We start from the raw sequence: 15,232 nt of genomic DNA on the forward strand, positions 1-15,232 counted from the left end.
ATGGGCGCCTATATTCTAAGACGCTTGTTGCTGATCATTCCAACCCTTTTGGGTATCATGATCGTCAACTTCACGCTGGTACAATTCGTGCCGGGTGGACCGGTCGAACAGATAATCGCGCAGATCGAAGGGCAGGGTGACGTCTTTGCAGGATTTGCGGGTGGGGGTGATGCTGGCGCTGGTTCTGAACCGGGAGGCGGCGTTTTCGACGACAAATACGTCGGCGCGCGGGGCTTGCCGCCCGAGTTCATTGCTGAACTTGAAAAGGAATTCGGTTTTGACAAACCGCCGCTGGAGCGGTTCGTGATCATGATGGGTAACTATCTGACACTGGATTTCGGGCAAAGCTATTTCCGTTCGATCAGCGTGATTGATCTGGTGCTTGAAAAGATGCCGGTTTCGATTTCGCTGGGCTTGTGGTCAACGTTGATTGCCTATTTGGTTTCGATCCCATTGGGCATTCGCAAAGCGGTCAAGGACGGCTCGCGGTTCGATACCTGGACCAGCGGGATGATCATTGTGGCTTACGCGATCCCGGGCTTCTTGTTTGCCATTTTGCTGCTGGTGCTGTTCGCTGGTGGATCGTATTGGCAAATCTTCCCGCTGCGCGGTCTGACTTCGGATAACTGGGACAGCCTGAGTTTCTTCGGCAAGATCGCGGATTACTTCTGGCACATTGCGTTGCCGACAATTGCGCTGACAATCTCGGCCTTTGCGACGCTGACACTGCTGACCAAGAACTCGTTTCTGGATGAAATCAAAAAACAATATGTCATGACGGCTCGAGCCAAGGGCCTGAGTGAAAGCAAGGTTCTCTATGGTCATGTGTTCCGTAATGCGATGCTGATCGTGATCGCCGGTTTTCCGGCTGTTTTCATCGGCGTGTTCTTTGGTGGGTCGATCATTATCGAGACGATTTTCTCGCTCGACGGTTTGGGCCGTCTGGGTTTTGAGGCTGCCGTGGCGCGCGATTACCCGGTGATCTTCGGCACACTGTTCATCTTTGGCCTGATGGGGCTGGTCGTCGGCATCATCAGCGATCTTATGTATGTGCTGGTCGATCCGCGCATCGACTTCGAAAAGCGGGAGGGGTAAATGGCACTGTCCCCTCTGAATCAGCGTCGCTGGAACAACTTTTGCCGCAACAGGCGCGCTTTCTGGTCACTCATCATCTTTTCGGTACTGTTTGGCCTGTCTCTGTGCGCCGAGTTCATAGCAAATGACAAACCCATCCTCGTGAAGTACCGGGGTGAGTTTTATGCGCCGATCTTCAACTTCTATGCTGAAACCGAATTTGGTGGGGACTTCCAGACCGAGGCGATCTATCGCGATCCTGAAGTTCAATGCCTGATCGACAGCGGCGGCCTGGAAGAGTGTTTCGACGATCCCGAAGGCATCATCGAAAAGATTGACGCCGGAACTTTCCAGGCGGAAGGATTCGAGCGCGGCTGGTCGCTTTGGCCGCTGATCCCATATTCCTTCAACACTTCGGTAGACCGACCAGGTGCCGCACCCTTGCCGCCCAACGGTCAGAACCTGCTGGGCACCGATGACACCAAACGCGATGTACTGGCCCGGGTGATTTACGGCTTTCGCCTGTCGATCCTGTTCACTCTGATTGTCACAGGTGCCGCCAGTCTGATCGGTATTTTCGCCGGGGCCCTGCAGGGGTTCTTTGGCGGTTGGCTTGACTTGATTTTTCAGCGGATCATCGAGATCTGGTCAGCGACCCCATCGCTTTATGTCATCATCATTATGTTCGCGGTTCTGGGCCGAGGTTTCTGGCTGCTGGTTGCATTGATGATCCTGTTCAGTTGGACCGGGTTGGTGGGCGTTGTGCGTGCCGAATTTCTAAGGGCCCGGAACCTCGAATATGTTCGCGCCGCGCGGGCGCTGGGCGTGAGTAACATGACGATCATGTTTCGCCATATGCTGCCCAACGCGATGGTCGCCACGCTGACCTTCATGCCGTTCATTGTTACAGGAACAATCGGCGGTCTCGCCTCGCTCGACTATCTGGGTTTTGGCTTGCCATCCTCGGCCCCGTCGCTGGGGGAACTGACCTTGCAGGCCAAACAAAACCTGCAAGCCCCGTGGCTGGCTTTCACAGCCTTCTTCACCTTTGCCATCATGCTGTCGCTGCTGGTCTTCATTTTCGAAGGCGTGCGGGATGCGTTTGATCCTAGAAAGACCTTCTCATGAGCTTGCTGGATGTGAACAACCTCAAGGTCTCGTTCCGGCAGGACGGTCAGGTCAGCGCTGCTGTCAAAGGCGTGTCCTTTACCGTGGATCGGGGTGAAACCGTTGCGTTGGTGGGCGAGTCCGGGTCAGGGAAATCCGTGACGGCTTTGTCGACCGTTTCACTGCTGGGTGACAGCGCACTGGTCGAAGGGTCTGTGACCTACGACGGACAAGAGATGATCGGCGCCTCAGAACAGCACCTGATGGATGTGAGGGGCAACGACATCAGCTTTATCTTTCAGGAGCCGATGACCTCGCTGAACCCGTTGCACACCATTCAGAAACAGATGGCTGAATCCCTGGCCCTGCATCAGGGTGTTGCCGGTGACGCGGCGCGTGGTCGGGTTTTGGAGCTGCTGAACAAGGTTGGTATCCGCGACCCCGAGGACAGGTTGGACAGCTATCCGCACCAGCTGTCGGGCGGACAGCGGCAGCGGGTGATGATCGCTATGGCGCTGGCCAACAAGCCGGACATTCTGATCGCCGATGAACCGACGACTGCGCTGGACGTCACCATTCAGGCGCAGATTCTCGAATTGCTGGCCGAATTGCAGAGATCCGAAAACATGGGGATGCTGTTCATCACCCATGACCTGGGCATCGTGCGCCGGATCGCTGACCGGGTCTGTGTGATGAAGGATGGTGAGATTGTCGAAACCGGCGTGACGCAGGACATCTTTGACAACCCACAGCATCCCTATACCCGCAAACTTTTGGCGGCGGAACCTTCGGGCCAGCCCGAACCAGTTGCTTCAGACGCGGAAGAGGTTGCGCGCACTGATCACTTAAAGGTCTGGTTCCCGATCCAGCGCGGATTTCTGAAGCGTACAGTTGGCTATGTGCAGGCGGTCAATGACGCCACGCTCAGCGTACGCGCGGGAGAGACTCTGGGGATTGTCGGCGAAAGCGGCTCGGGAAAGACCACGCTGGCACTGGCGATCATGCGGCTCATCGCGTCCGAAGGAGCCATCACCTTCCGTGATCAGGATGTGCGAAGATGGTCCACGAAAGAGCTGCGCCGCTTGCGCAAAGACATGCAGATTGTGTTTCAGGACCCGTTCGGCAGTCTCAGCCCGCGCATGACCTGTCAGCAGATCATCGCGGAAGGTCTGGCAATTCACAACATTGACCCTCATCGCGCGCCGCGTGAACTGGTTGCTGAGGTGATGACCGAAGTGGGGTTGGATCCCGCGGCAATGGACCGATATCCGCACGAGTTTTCAGGTGGTCAGCGCCAGCGCATCGCTATTGCACGTGCGATGGTTTTGCGACCAAAGCTGCTGGTGTTGGACGAACCGACCAGCGCGTTGGACATGACGGTTCAGGTTCAGATCGTCGATCTGCTGCGCGATTTGCAAAAGAAATACGGACTGGCATACCTGTTCATCAGCCATGACCTGAAAGTGGTACGGGCGATGTCGCACAATGTGATCGTCATGCGAAACGGAGATGTGGTCGAAATGGGCACGGCAGAGGATTTGTTCGAAAATGCCCAGACCGACTATACCCGCGAACTGATTGCGGCGGCGGGCTGAGACCAGCCCGCCTTCTTCAGCCCTTTACGCGCTTGCCTTTTCTTTGGTCGCGGCTTTCGGCACTGGCCCACGGAGCTCTTCATAGTGGTCAAAGTTCAGCTTCACCCATCCGGTTCCTCGCGTGGCACTGGCGAGCGTGCGATGCAGTTCATCCTCGGAAACGGCAGGAATCTGAGCATTGAAGATTTCCCAGCCTGATGCGTTGGGATTGCCTTCAAATCCCAGAACCTGCCCTTGTAGCGAGCTGATTGTTGGCACGAGATCGCCCACAAAATCGGATGGCAGGTGAATTTCAGCGGTCAGGATCGGTTGCAGGACCACCGGTTTGGCCTGAGGCAGCGCTTCGCGTACGGCATTCTTACCTGCGGTACGGAAGGCGTAATCCGAACTGTCCACGTTATGGTGTTTACCGTCGCTCAGGGTGACTTTCACATCGACCACTGGAAAGCCTTCGGGGCCTTGTTCCAGCGCGTCCTTGGCACCGTGTTCGACGGAGGGGATGTAGTTCTTGGGCACCGCACCGCCCTTGACCACCTCTTCGAACTGGAACCCCGATCCGCGCGGAAGAGGCGCAACCGAGATCACCACATCCGCGAACTGCCCGGCCCCACCGGATTGTTTGCGATGACGGTGGCGATACTCGACAGGTGTTCGAATGGTTTCGCGATAGGCGGTTTCGACCTGGTCCGCTTCGATCTCGATTCCAAAGTCCTGGGCCAGCTTGGCTGTCACCCGGCGCATATGTTGCGGCCCCTGTGATCCAAGGATCAAATGACCGCTCAGCTCGTCCTGCTGCAAGTGCAGGCCGGGGTCGATCTCGGCCAGACGGCTCATGGCGTTGGACAGGCGCACATCGTCCCGCTCATGCGCAGGTGAGACGATCTGCCGATGCGCGACCGGGTGTGAGGCCGCCCATTCCGGCAATTCCGTCGCTGAATTGCTATCGTAAATATAGCCAGGGTTAAGGTGATCGGATTTCACCGCCAGGCCAATCTGCCCAGCTTCCAGTGTGGCGATTTGGGTCTTGGCATCCAGCGTTGTCAGGTTTCCGACGGTCTCGCCCCCCAAAACCTCGTGCGCTTTCACGCCATCCCCGAGGCCTCGCAAAACCACGATCTTTCCGATGTGCTTTTTGACGTCAGCAAAACCGGCAATGGCACGGGCACTGTCCTCGGCTTCGTCCCGCCCGGCGGCGATATTAAACTCAGGTGCTTCGTGCCGCAGTGCTTTCATCAGACGGGTCAATCCGTTGCCGTGGCTCGCGGCCCCCAGACACGCAGGAATCAACTGGTGATTTTGCAGGACTTGCGCGGCCAGATCATAAACCTCGCCACTTGGCGGCTGTTTGTCTTCGATCAGCTGTTCCAACAGATGGTCGTCGAAATCAGACAGGGTTTCCAGCAGCTCAGTCCGGGCTTCCTGTTCGCGGTCTTCGACGGATTGAGGCAGTTCGATCAGGGCCGAGGGTTGGCCTTCCTGATACTTCCAGGCCCGTTCCGAAATCAGATCGACCGCACCGATGATCGTGTCTCCTTCGCGGATCGGCACCTGACGCAGGGCGATGTGATGGGTGCAGTATGTTTGCAGGGCTGCGATGATGTCACGGATACGGCCATTGGGGCTATCCATCCGGTTGATGAACAGAAAGCAGGGGATGCCTGCTTCTTCCGCCAGTCGCAGGTAAGGCGCGCACAGAACGGCGGCATTGGGATCGGGGGGTACAACCACGACGGCCGCGTCCGAAATGGCCATTGCAGGCCCGACATAGGCCAGCGCATCGCCGCCCCCATCAACGTCGATCGCGCACCATGGCTCGTCCAAGTAAGAAAAACCGTGCAAGTGCACGGTTCCGGAAACATCGAATGTGGTGGGGCGCCCGTCGAGGCGGCTGATGGCCTCGACCAGGGTAGACTTGCCCGATTGGCTGGGCCCGAGGACGGTGAAAACGCGCATGAGTGTTGTCCCTCTTTCAGGTTGCAGAATGGCTGCACGAAAGGGACTGACCGACGCGTTTGCGACGACAAGGATTGTCTGTATTTGCCCGCCTCAGGGTGCAGAGTGAAACTTCACCCTACAGTATGAGTGTGGGAAAAACCGCAGGCGCGCGTCAAGCCCCTGATGTGTTATGCGCTTCACGGGCCAAATGCTGCCCGCAGAAAAAGATCAGATGGCCGAACTGTGCCCGGCTTTACTGAGGTCATAGGCATCAAAACTACGAGCGATCATTCGAATCAGCGCACGCGCTTCGGGCGGCACGAAAAGCCCTTCTTCGGTGATCTGCAGTAGCCCGTCGAAAGACGTATTGGCAGCGCGATACATCTCGTCCAGTTCAGTGGCAGATACATCGTGATCCCGCAGAATTTCTGCCGTGTTGATCTTGAAATCGCACATTAGCGCCTCAATCAGGCGTGCACGCAGAATGTCCTGACCTTTGAACAGATGTCCGCGTGAGGTTGAAAACTGCCCGTTGCGAATGGCTTTGGTATGGGCCGACGTAGCCGGAGCGTTCTGGGCGTAGCCTTGCGGGAAGCGCGAGATTGAGCTGGCTCCGACACCGATCAGAACGTCGGCCTGATCGTCGGTATAGCCCTGAAAGTTCCGCTTGAGACGGCCAGCATGCAACGCGTGGGTCAAGCCGTCATCCTGCGTGGCAAAGTGATCGATGCCGATCTCGGCATATTTGTCCCACAGGAACAAACGTCGGGCTGTTTCGAACAGCTCGAGTCGTTGTTCAGGCGTGGGCAGAGCGTCCGACGGGATCATCTGCTGGCGCTTGGCCATCCAGGGTACATGCGCATAGCCGTAAAGCGCCACGCGATCCGGGCTGAGCGAAAGCAATTTCTGCACGCTTTCCGTCATGCGCGCTTTGGTCTGATGTGGCAAACCGTATAGGATATCTGCATTCAGGCTGGTGATGCCACGCTCGCGGATCATATCGATGGCGTCGCGCGTAGTGTCGTAGCTTTGAATGCGACCGATGGTTTTCTGGATTTCGTCGTCGAAATCCTGCACTCCGATAGAGGCACGGTTCATACCTGCGTCGGCCAGCGCGTCCAGACGGGCCTCATCAATTTCGTTCGGGTCGATCTCGACCGAGAATTCGGCATCAGGCCCCATCGGCACAATACCCAGTATATGCTGAGCCAGTTCGCGCATCAGTTGCGCGTTCAGCAAGGTTGGCGTGCCGCCACCCCAGTGCAGACGCGACAGCACCACACCCTCGGGCAAGCGAGCTGCAAGCAGATCCAGCTCGGCTTTCAGAACGTCCACATAGGCAATAACCGGGTTGTCGGTTTGGGTTCCTTGTGTCCGGCAAGCACAAAACCAGCACAGCCTGCGGCAGAACGGAACATGGACGTATAGGGAAATGGCGCTGCCGGGTTTGATGCCCGAAATCCAGTCGCCAAACGTGTCCTCTCCCACATCGTTGCTAAAGTGGGGGGCGGTGGGGTAGCTTGTGTAACGCGGTACTTTCGCGTCAAAAAGTCCAAGCTTTGCCAATTGTGGTTTCACTGTCATGGCGATACCCTTATGGGACAGCCAGCTTGGTTGCTTTGATGGAGATCAAGTGGGAACGCGCATGACAGTAAAAGCACAGTTTGATCACTCCAACTGCGAAGACTGCCCGATCCGACATCGAGCCGTCTGTGCCCGCTGTGATGCCGATGAGTTGGAAGAGCTTGAAAGCATTAAATATTACCGCAGTTTCGAGGCGGGTCAGACCATCATTTGGTGCGGCGATCAGATGAATTTTGTGGGCTCGGTTGTGGCCGGGATCGCGTCATTGACACAAACAATGGAAGACGGCCGGACCCAGATGGTGGGTTTGCTGCTGCCTAGTGATTTTGTCGGCCGCCCCGGGCGAGAGGCAGCGCCCTATGATGTGCAGGCGACCACGGATGTCGTCATGTGCTGTTTCCGTAAGAAGCCGTTTGAAGAATTGATGGCAACAACACCGCATATCGCGCATCGCCTGTTGCAGATGACATTGGACGAGCTTGACGCCGCCCGTGAATGGATGCTGGTGCTTGGACGCAAGACCGCGCGGGAGAAGATCGCCAGCCTGCTGTCGATTATCGCGCGTCGGGATGCGTCGATCAGCCAGAAAGGCCTGACGGGATCGATTGTGTTCGACCTGCCCCTGACCCGAGAGGCCATGGCGGATTACCTTGGTCTGACGCTTGAAACCGTCAGCCGTCAGATCTCGGCCCTGAAAAAGGAAGGTGTGATTACGCTCGAAGGCAAGCGCCACGTAACAATTCCTGATCTGGGTCGTCTCATGGAAGAGGCTGGTGATGATTCGGATGGCGGCTTTCTGGTCTGATCCCTGTCCGTTGTGACGTGACACAGTTACCGCGATCTTTCGATCCCGGCTTTGAACAACTCAGGAGCTTGGCATGGTTTTCAGTAGTGTTTTGGCAATGATTCTTATCGGCGCAATCGCCGGATGGCTGTCAGGTAAGATCATGGAAGGCCGCGGATTCGGCCTGCTGGGCAACATAATCGTCGGAATCGTAGGCGCGTTCCTGGCAGGCATGATTTTTCCTGCACTTGGCTTTTCGGTGGGCGGAGGGATCTTTTCGTCGATCCTATTCGCGACCTTGGGGGCGGTGATCCTGTTGTTTGTGATCGGCCTTATCCGCAAAGCATAACGAAAGCCGCCGTCTTGGGCGGCTTTTGATTTTTCGAGTCCCAGTTCAGTGCGCGAGGAACACGGGGACGGATGACTGTTCCAGCATGTTACGGGTCGCACCGCCGAGTATTGCCTCGCGGAAGCGCGAATGACCGTAGGCGCCCATCACGATCATATCCGATTCTGTGTCTGACGCATGACGGTTCAGTATGTCTGACACACGTGTCATGGTCTTGCTGAGCACATCGATCTCGCATTTGACCCCGTGACGGGCCAACATCTGAGACAGCATCCCGCCTGGATCTGACCGGTCTGGCCCGTGGCGTGGCGGATCGATAACCACGATTCGGACCAGTTCAGCCTGTTTCAGGAAGGGCAGCGCGCGCCGTATGGCACACATTGCTTCAACGCTTTCATTCCAGGCGATCATCACATTGAGTGGTTCTTTCAGTGGCGGGGTGTCCTCTGGAACCACCAGAACCGGGCAGTGTCCTTCAAACATTGCGGCTTCGATAATGGGTTCAGCTTCGGCCCCGCGATCCTTGCCGTAAGGGTGCGGCAAGACAACGAGGTCTGAAAAGCGCGCCCGATGCGCGACATGCCTGCCAATATCGGCTATCTGCGCCACGCCTTGTTCAGCGGACCAGCGAACGCCGGATTTGCCCAGAAAATCCTGGGCAAATGTCAGCAACTCCTGCGCTTCGGCGTTGGCCCGCGCAAGTGTCTCTTGGACGATCAGAGCGTTGGCTCCGGCGTAATAGTAACCGGTTTGGCTGCGATCGACGCCAAGACACAGCGCCTCGGCATGGGCATCCTGCGATTCCGCCAGTGCGACCATCTGTGCGAGAGCAGCCGGTGCTGTCTGCGATTCGGTCATGACAGTGAGAAGAGATTTGTACGCCATATTGACCTCTTGTTTCGGGCATTTGGTCTCATGTGACCAGTTGGCCTATTTCCTCTACAATGCGTGTCACAGAAAACGCAGAACTGTCTTGATACAGATCAAAGCAGTAGTAGCCGCCGTGCTTCAGAACGGCAGCCAGTCAAATAGGTTTCGCGTGTAAAAGAATCAATAACGCGCGGAGCACGGCAAAGGGACGCAATATGTCGAATTACATCAAGCTGATCGTGCTTGGTCTGATCGCGCTATTCGCAGCGATCGGAACCAACTATGCACGCGATTTGGCGTATCAGGTGCATGCGCTGCTGGTGATGATCATCGCCGGCGGCTTGTTCATCTGGACGCTTCGAAACACCGATGAGCCAGATATTCTTGTCGACCGTTCGGCGGAATACATGGATGACGTGATCCGCTATGGCGTGATCGCGACGGCCTTCTGGGGCGTGGTTGGATTTCTGGCAGGCACCTTCATCGCCTTCCAGCTGGCCTTTCCCGTGCTCAACTTCGAGTGGGCTCAAGGGTATTTGAATTTCGGACGTTTGCGGCCTTTGCACACATCGGCAGTGATTTTTGCATTTGGCGGTAACGCGCTGATCGCAACCTCGTTCTACGTGGTGCAGCGCACCAGCGCTGCGCGCCTATGGGGCGGTAACCTCGCATGGTTCGTATTCTGGGGTTATCAGCTGTTCATCGTGCTGGCCGCAACCGGCTATGTCTTGGGCGGAACGCAGTCTAAGGAATATGCCGAGCCTGAATGGTATGTCGATCTGTGGCTAACCATCGTCTGGGTTGCCTATCTGGCGGTCTATCTGGGCACGATCATCAAGCGGAAAGAACCCCATATCTATGTGGCCAACTGGTTCTATCTGGCGTTCATAGTCACCGTTGCGATGCTGCACCTGGTCAACAACATGACCATCCCCGTCAGCATCTGGGGTTCGAAGTCGGTTATCGTCTGGTCGGGCGTGCAAGACGCCATGATCCAGTGGTGGTACGGCCACAACGCTGTGGGCTTCTTCCTGACTGCGGGCTTCCTGGGCATGATGTATTACTTCATCCCGAAACAGGCCGAGCGTCCGGTCTTCTCGTACAAGCTGTCGATCATCCACTTCTGGGCGCTGATCTTCCTGTATATCTGGGCCGGTCCGCACCACCTGCACTATACCGCGCTGCCTGACTGGGCGTCGACGCTTGGCATGGTGTTCTCGATCATCCTGTGGATGCCGTCCTGGGGTGGCATGATCAACGGCCTGATGACCTTGTCGGGTGCATGGGACAAACTGCGCACAGACCCTGTGATCCGGATGATGGTGATCTCGGTCGGCTTCTACGGCATGTCCACCTTTGAAGGTCCGATGATGTCGATCCGCGCTGTGAACAGCCTTTCCCACTACACCGACTGGACCATTGGTCACGTGCACTCGGGTGCACTGGGCTGGAATGGCATGATCACCTTTGGTGCGCTGTACTTCCTGGTGCCTGTTCTGTGGAAGCGCGAGCGTCTGTACTCGCTGCAGATGGTCAGCTGGCACTTCTGGCTCGCCACCATCGGCATCGTGCTCTATGCCGCGTCGATGTGGGTGACCGGCATCATGGAAGGCCTGATGTGGCGTGAAGTGGATGCCAACGGCTTCCTGGTGAACTCGTTCGCCGATACCGTGGCTGCCAAGTTCCCGATGTATGTGGTGCGTGCTCTGGGTGGCGTCCTGTTCGTCGCTGGTGCTGTGATCATGTGCTACAACCTTTGGATGACTGTGTGGAAAGCGCCGGCCAAAGAGGCCAGCCTGACCGTCGCGGTCCCGGCTGAATAAGGAGGGACGGAGCAATGGCAATTCTCGACAAACACAAGATCCTCGAGACCAACGCGACCCTCCTGCTGGTCTTCAGCTTTCTGGTCGTGACTATTGGTGGCCTCGTGCAGATCACCCCACTGTTCTATCTTGAGAACACCATCGAAAAGGTGGAGGGCATGCGCCCTTACACCCCTCTCGAGATGGCTGGGCGTGATATCTATATCCGCGAAGGCTGCTATGTCTGCCACAGCCAGATGATCCGCCCGATGCGGGACGAGGTCGAACGCTATGGTCACTACTCGCTGGCGGCGGAATCGATGTACGATCACCCGTTCCAGTGGGGATCAAAACGTACAGGACCGGATCTGGCGCGTGTCGGTGGCCGCTATTCGGATCAATGGCAGGTTGATCACCTGCGGGATCCGCAATCCGTGGTGCCGGAATCGGTGATGCCGAAATACGGTTTCCTTGAGCATCGCAAAATTGACGGCAAATACATCGGTGATGTGATGGCCGCAAATGCTCTGGTCGGTACGCCTTATACCGAAGAGATGCTGGAGAATGCGCAAGCTGACTTCCGCGCTCAGGCCGATCCGGACAGCGACTATGACGGTTTGCTGGAGCGCTATGGTGACAAGGTCAATGTGCGCAACTTTGACGGCCAGCCCGAGCTGACCGAAGCTGATGCGCTGGTTGCTTATCTGCAGATGCTGGGCACGCTGGTCGACTTTTCGACCTTCACCCCGGACGCAAGCCGCTAAAGGAGGATAGTGATGGAAGAATACACAATTCTCAGGCAGTTCGCGGATAGCTGGATGCTGCTGTTGTTGTTCGCCTTCTTCGTTGGCATCGTCATCTGGGTTTTCCGTCCCGGTGCCAGCAAGGAATACAAGGACACTGCCAACATCCCCTTCCGGCATCAAGATAAACCCGCCACATCCAAGGAGGCGCGGCAATGAGCAAGACACCTGAAAAACAGCCGGGTGATCCGAATACAACCGGGCACAGCTGGGACGGGATCGAAGAGTTCGACAACCCGATGCCGCGCTGGTGGCTATGGACATTCTATGTGACCATTGTCTGGGGCGTGATCTACACGATCATGTATCCTGCATGGCCACTGGTGCAATCAGCAACCGCTGGCGTCATGGGGTGGTCTTCACGGGCACTGGTACAGCAGGAGATGGTCGCGTTCGAAGAGGCAAATGCGCCCTGGAACGCCAAGTTGGTGGAAACACCGCTGGAAGACATCGCGAAGGACGCTGAACTTCAGCAATATGCTGTGAACTCTGGTGGTGCCGTATTCCGCACCTGGTGCGCACAGTGCCACGGTTCCGGTGCACAGGGCGCGCCTGGTTTCCCGAACCTGCTGGATGACGCATGGCTCTGGGGTGGTACGATGGAAGATATCGTCTACACTGTCAGCTATGGTATCCGGAACGAAGAAAGCGACGATGCGCGCTATTCCGAGATGCCTGCCTTCGGAGAAATCCTTGAGCATGATGAAATCACGCAGGTGGTGCAGTACGTCATGTCGCTGAGCAACGCTCAGACCGACGATGCAGCGGCGCAGGCGGGCAAGGTTGTCTTCGACGACAATTGCGCTTCCTGCCATGGTGAGGAAGGCACAGGTGACATCTTCCAAGGTGCGCCGAACCTGACCGACGCCATCTGGCTTTATGGCGGCAGCGAAGAGGCTCTGACCGAAACAGTGACCAATAGCCGCTTTGGCGTCATGCCGAACTGGGATACTCGCCTGACCGAGGCGCAGATCCGTGCAGTATCCGCCTATGTCCACCAGTTGGGCGGTGGTCAGTAAGTTACAAAGAACACTTTCGGGCGGTTCGCTGCCCGAAGGCTGTGGCACCGGCTGTTCCATCTGTTCGCGCGTTTCCTGAACAGCCGGTGCTCACTTTCCGCAAATTCCAATTGTGCAGTCTTACAGACTGGTGCTGCGTGGGCTGGGTCGCTGCGTTCAGATGACTAAGGTCTCATGCTGCGACAATTGGTCGGCATGTGGCGGGCGGCAGACGCGCAACTGGGCTGGTATCGCGACAAAAGCCGTATTTCTGCTAAAATGAGTGAAAACCGGGCAAAATATGTCTGGTCCGACGCGCCAGAGATCGCCTGACTTGCGAAAGATGTTTGTTCGATGCGCGTTTTGACCCATGTCAAAGTTCGCTTGACCGTGATCTGGAACAAGACGCCTTCAGAAGACCCATTTGTGGAGCCAGCCAGTGAGCGATTCCGATCCCGCCCCCAGCCTTTACGCAGCCAGAGAACCGATCTTTCCCAGACGTGTCTCAGGGCCGTTTCGGAACCTGAAATGGATCATTCTTATTGTGACACTGGGCATCTATTATGTGACGCCCTGGATCCGGTGGGATCGCGGTCCCAGTCTGCCGGATCAGGCGGTATTGCTGGATCTGGCGAATCGACGGTTCTATTTCTTCTGGATCGAAATCTGGCCCCACGAATTCTACTTTGTCGCAGGTCTGTTGATCATGGCCGGTCTGGGTCTGTTCCTGTTCACCTCGGCCCTTGGGCGTGTCTGGTGCGGGTACGCCTGCCCGCAAACGGTTTGGACCGACTTGTTCATTCTTGTTGAGCGATGGATCGAAGGGGATCGAAACGCCCGCCTGCGCCTGCACCGCCAGGAAAAGCTGGATTTCCGCAAGGCCCGTCTGCGGGCCACGAAATGGGCCGTCTGGTTTCTGATCGGTTTGGCGACAGGAGGGGCCTGGGTTTTCTATTTCGCAGACGCCCCGACGCTTTTGATGGATCTGGTCACAGGCAATGCGCATCCGGTGGCATATACGACGATGCTGATCCTGACCGGCACAACGTTCCTCTTTGGCGGTTTCGCCCGCGAACAGATCTGCATCTACGCCTGCCCCTGGCCACGCATTCAGGCGGCAATGATGGACGAAGATACATTGGTAGTCGGCTATCGCGAATGGCGGGGCGAACCGCGGGGAAAAGGCAAGCGGACAGCGGATTCCGAGTTGGGGGATTGCATCGACTGCATGGCCTGCGTGAATGTCTGCCCTGTCGGGATCGACATTCGCGATGGTCAGCAGCTTGAATGCATTACCTGCGCCCTCTGTATTGATGCCTGTGACGACATGATGGCCAAGATCGGTAAGCCTCGTGGGCTGATCGACTACATGGCCCTTAGCGATGAAACGCGCGAGCGGTCGGGCCAGCCGCCTAAAAACGTATGGAAACACGTATTCCGCGCCCGCACAATCATGTACACGGCCATGTGGTCGCTGGTGGGCTTTGCCTTGCTTTTTGCGCTGTTCATCCGTTCGGAAATCGATCTGACTGTTGCACCGGTACGCAACCCGACTTTTGTGACCCTGTCCGATGGTACGATCCGCAACACCTACGACGTGCGGCTGCGTAACAAACATGGCGAAGATCGTCTGTTCACTCTGTCTCTGACCGGGGATCCGGCAATGCGACTGGAAATCGAGGGCACGAACCTGCACACTGTGAATGTTCCGGTGGATACGGCACAATTGACCCGTGTGTATATTATCTCGTCCCGCGACTCGGGCCCTGCGGGAGCGGACTCGACACCGGTGCGCATCTGGGTCGAAGACCTGAGCAGCGGTGAACGGGCCTACAAGGACACCACGTTTAACGGACGGGGGAACTGATCATGTCGGAACGGAAGTTCACTGGAAAACACGCTTTGGCGGTGTTTGTCGGTGCCTTTGGCGTGATCATCGCCGTGAACCTTGTCTTGGCCTACAGCGCGGTCAAGACCTTCCCTGGGCTTGAGGTCAAGAATTCATACGTGGCCAGTCAGGAATTCAACGAGCGTCTGAAAGTACAACAAACGCTGGGTTGGACTGTTCAGGCCGAAACCAAAGGTGGGTTACTGATCCTTCACATCACCGACGAAAGCGGCGCGCCGGTTCAGGTAAGTGAATTGAACGCCGTTGTGGGCAGAGCGACCCATGTGCGCGAGGATTTCGCGCCGGATTTCATCTTTGACGGAACGACCTATGCCGCGCCTGCCACGTTGGGCGAAGGCAACTGGAACATTCGTCTGGTGGCGCGGGACAGTGATGGCGCCGAGTTCTCGCAGCGCGTTCCGCTCTATGTGAAGGGATAAGCG

The 15,232-nt window shown here is 56.9% G+C and carries 15 protein-coding genes; 12 read left to right on the forward strand and 3 right to left on the reverse strand.

Features of this window, described 5'->3' with window-relative positions:
• From AC2FLD_RS14660 to AC2FLD_RS14670, 3 genes are read left to right on the forward strand one after another with little or no spacing between them, the layout of a single operon-like run.
• Window positions 1-1,095: a microcin C ABC transporter permease YejB gene (locus tag AC2FLD_RS14660; RefSeq protein WP_050604997.1), complete on the forward strand. Its 1,095-nt coding sequence runs from the start codon at window positions 1-3 to the stop codon at window positions 1,093-1,095.
• On the forward strand, window positions 1,096-2,202 hold the full coding sequence (locus tag AC2FLD_RS14665; RefSeq protein ID WP_050604998.1) for an ABC transporter permease: 1,107 nt from the start codon (window positions 1,096-1,098) through the stop codon (window positions 2,200-2,202).
• Entirely contained in the window at window positions 2,199-3,776 is a 1,578-nt protein-coding gene (locus AC2FLD_RS14670; RefSeq protein ID WP_496670005.1) for an ABC transporter ATP-binding protein, read from the forward strand. Before AC2FLD_RS14665 ends, AC2FLD_RS14670 begins: the two co-directional genes overlap by 4 nt.
• A 24-nt stretch (window positions 3,777-3,800) precedes the next feature.
• Here the strand turns inward: AC2FLD_RS14670 and AC2FLD_RS14675 are convergent, their stop codons facing one another.
• Both AC2FLD_RS14675 and hemN read right to left on the reverse strand, forming a co-directional pair.
• A complete protein-coding gene (locus tag AC2FLD_RS14675) occupies window positions 3,801-5,729 on the reverse strand; it encodes an elongation factor G (RefSeq protein ID WP_496670004.1) in 1,929 nt (642 codons plus the stop codon).
• Between the two features lie 210 nt (window positions 5,730-5,939).
• A complete protein-coding gene (gene hemN, locus AC2FLD_RS14680) occupies window positions 5,940-7,295 on the reverse strand; it encodes an oxygen-independent coproporphyrinogen III oxidase (RefSeq protein WP_496670003.1) in 1,356 nt (451 codons plus the stop codon).
• Between the two features lie 61 nt (window positions 7,296-7,356).
• Here hemN and fnrL point away from each other — a divergent pair, with 61 nt between their 5' ends.
• Together fnrL and AC2FLD_RS14690 are read left to right on the forward strand one after the other, a co-directional pair.
• Window positions 7,357-8,100 (forward strand): transcriptional regulator FnrL, encoded by a 744-nt coding sequence (gene fnrL, locus AC2FLD_RS14685; RefSeq protein WP_050605040.1) that lies wholly within the window; start codon window positions 7,357-7,359, stop codon window positions 8,098-8,100.
• A gap of 73 nt (window positions 8,101-8,173) precedes the next feature.
• Window positions 8,174-8,428 (forward strand): GlsB/YeaQ/YmgE family stress response membrane protein, encoded by a 255-nt coding sequence (locus tag AC2FLD_RS14690; RefSeq protein ID WP_496670002.1) that lies wholly within the window; start codon window positions 8,174-8,176, stop codon window positions 8,426-8,428.
• 45 nt (window positions 8,429-8,473) lie between these two features.
• Here the strand turns inward: AC2FLD_RS14690 and AC2FLD_RS14695 are convergent, their stop codons facing one another.
• Window positions 8,474-9,313, reverse strand: coding sequence for a universal stress protein (locus AC2FLD_RS14695; protein WP_050605003.1), 840 nt, complete (start codon window positions 9,311-9,313; stop codon window positions 8,474-8,476).
• Window positions 9,314-9,513: 200 nt separating this feature from the next.
• Here AC2FLD_RS14695 and ccoN point away from each other — a divergent pair, with 200 nt between their 5' ends.
• The 7 genes from ccoN to AC2FLD_RS14730 all read left to right on the forward strand — a co-directional run bounded on the left by ccoN (window position 9,514) and on the right by AC2FLD_RS14730 (window position 15,229).
• The gene (gene ccoN / locus AC2FLD_RS14700; RefSeq protein WP_496670001.1) at window positions 9,514-11,121 is read left to right on the forward strand and encodes a cytochrome-c oxidase, cbb3-type subunit I; all 1,608 of its coding nucleotides are present in this window, start codon (window positions 9,514-9,516) and stop codon (window positions 11,119-11,121) included.
• Window positions 11,122-11,135: 14 nt separating this feature from the next.
• Window positions 11,136-11,864 carry a cytochrome-c oxidase, cbb3-type subunit II gene (ccoO, locus tag AC2FLD_RS14705; protein WP_496670000.1) on the forward strand — a complete coding sequence of 243 codons (729 nt, stop codon included), beginning with the start codon at window positions 11,136-11,138 and terminating at the stop codon, window positions 11,862-11,864.
• Between the two features lie 12 nt (window positions 11,865-11,876).
• On the forward strand, window positions 11,877-12,062 hold the full coding sequence (locus tag AC2FLD_RS14710; protein ID WP_050605006.1) for a CcoQ/FixQ family Cbb3-type cytochrome c oxidase assembly chaperone: 186 nt from the start codon (window positions 11,877-11,879) through the stop codon (window positions 12,060-12,062).
• Window positions 12,059-12,922: a cytochrome-c oxidase, cbb3-type subunit III gene (gene ccoP / locus AC2FLD_RS14715; protein ID WP_496669999.1), complete on the forward strand. Its 864-nt coding sequence runs from the start codon at window positions 12,059-12,061 to the stop codon at window positions 12,920-12,922. The genes AC2FLD_RS14710 and ccoP overlap by 4 nt, the downstream gene beginning before the upstream one ends.
• Window positions 12,923-13,096: 174 nt before the next feature.
• Complete coding sequence (locus AC2FLD_RS14720) at window positions 13,097-13,234, forward strand: hypothetical protein (RefSeq protein WP_496669998.1); 138 nt, start codon at window positions 13,097-13,099, stop codon at window positions 13,232-13,234.
• A gap of 106 nt (window positions 13,235-13,340) precedes the next feature.
• Complete coding sequence (gene ccoG, locus AC2FLD_RS14725) at window positions 13,341-14,768, forward strand: cytochrome c oxidase accessory protein CcoG (RefSeq protein WP_496669997.1); 1,428 nt, start codon at window positions 13,341-13,343, stop codon at window positions 14,766-14,768.
• 2 nt (window positions 14,769-14,770) lie between these two features.
• Window positions 14,771-15,229 (forward strand): FixH family protein, encoded by a 459-nt coding sequence (locus tag AC2FLD_RS14730; RefSeq protein ID WP_496669996.1) that lies wholly within the window; start codon window positions 14,771-14,773, stop codon window positions 15,227-15,229.
• Window positions 15,230-15,232 lie beyond the last annotated feature (3 nt).

The sequence above is a fragment of the Ruegeria sp. CDSA021 genome (genome assembly GCF_059612325.1).

What these genes read in the sequence shown, in the direction of transcription:
- hemN (WP_496670003.1), bottom strand. Translation starts at nt 7,295, where the DNA reads ATGACAGTGAAACCACAATTGGCAAAGCTTGGACTTTTTGACGCGAAA.
- ccoO (WP_496670000.1), top strand. Translation starts at nt 11,136, where the DNA reads ATGGCAATTCTCGACAAACACAAGATCCTCGAGACCAACGCGACCCTC.
- AC2FLD_RS14670 (WP_496670005.1), top strand. Translation starts at nt 2,199, where the DNA reads ATGAGCTTGCTGGATGTGAACAACCTCAAGGTCTCGTTCCGGCAGGAC.
- ccoP (WP_496669999.1), top strand. Translation starts at nt 12,059, where the DNA reads ATGAGCAAGACACCTGAAAAACAGCCGGGTGATCCGAATACAACCGGG.
- AC2FLD_RS14675 (WP_496670004.1), bottom strand. Translation starts at nt 5,729, where the DNA reads ATGCGCGTTTTCACCGTCCTCGGGCCCAGCCAATCGGGCAAGTCTACC.
- fnrL (WP_050605040.1), top strand. Translation starts at nt 7,357, where the DNA reads ATGACAGTAAAAGCACAGTTTGATCACTCCAACTGCGAAGACTGCCCG.
- AC2FLD_RS14710 (WP_050605006.1), top strand. Translation starts at nt 11,877, where the DNA reads ATGGAAGAATACACAATTCTCAGGCAGTTCGCGGATAGCTGGATGCTG.
- ccoN (WP_496670001.1), top strand. Translation starts at nt 9,514, where the DNA reads ATGTCGAATTACATCAAGCTGATCGTGCTTGGTCTGATCGCGCTATTC.
- AC2FLD_RS14690 (WP_496670002.1), top strand. Translation starts at nt 8,174, where the DNA reads ATGGTTTTCAGTAGTGTTTTGGCAATGATTCTTATCGGCGCAATCGCC.
- AC2FLD_RS14720 (WP_496669998.1), top strand. Translation starts at nt 13,097, where the DNA reads ATGCTGCGACAATTGGTCGGCATGTGGCGGGCGGCAGACGCGCAACTG.
- AC2FLD_RS14695 (WP_050605003.1), bottom strand. Translation starts at nt 9,313, where the DNA reads ATGGCGTACAAATCTCTTCTCACTGTCATGACCGAATCGCAGACAGCA.
- AC2FLD_RS14660 (WP_050604997.1), top strand. Translation starts at nt 1, where the DNA reads ATGGGCGCCTATATTCTAAGACGCTTGTTGCTGATCATTCCAACCCTT.
- AC2FLD_RS14730 (WP_496669996.1), top strand. Translation starts at nt 14,771, where the DNA reads ATGTCGGAACGGAAGTTCACTGGAAAACACGCTTTGGCGGTGTTTGTC.
- AC2FLD_RS14665 (WP_050604998.1), top strand. Translation starts at nt 1,096, where the DNA reads ATGGCACTGTCCCCTCTGAATCAGCGTCGCTGGAACAACTTTTGCCGC.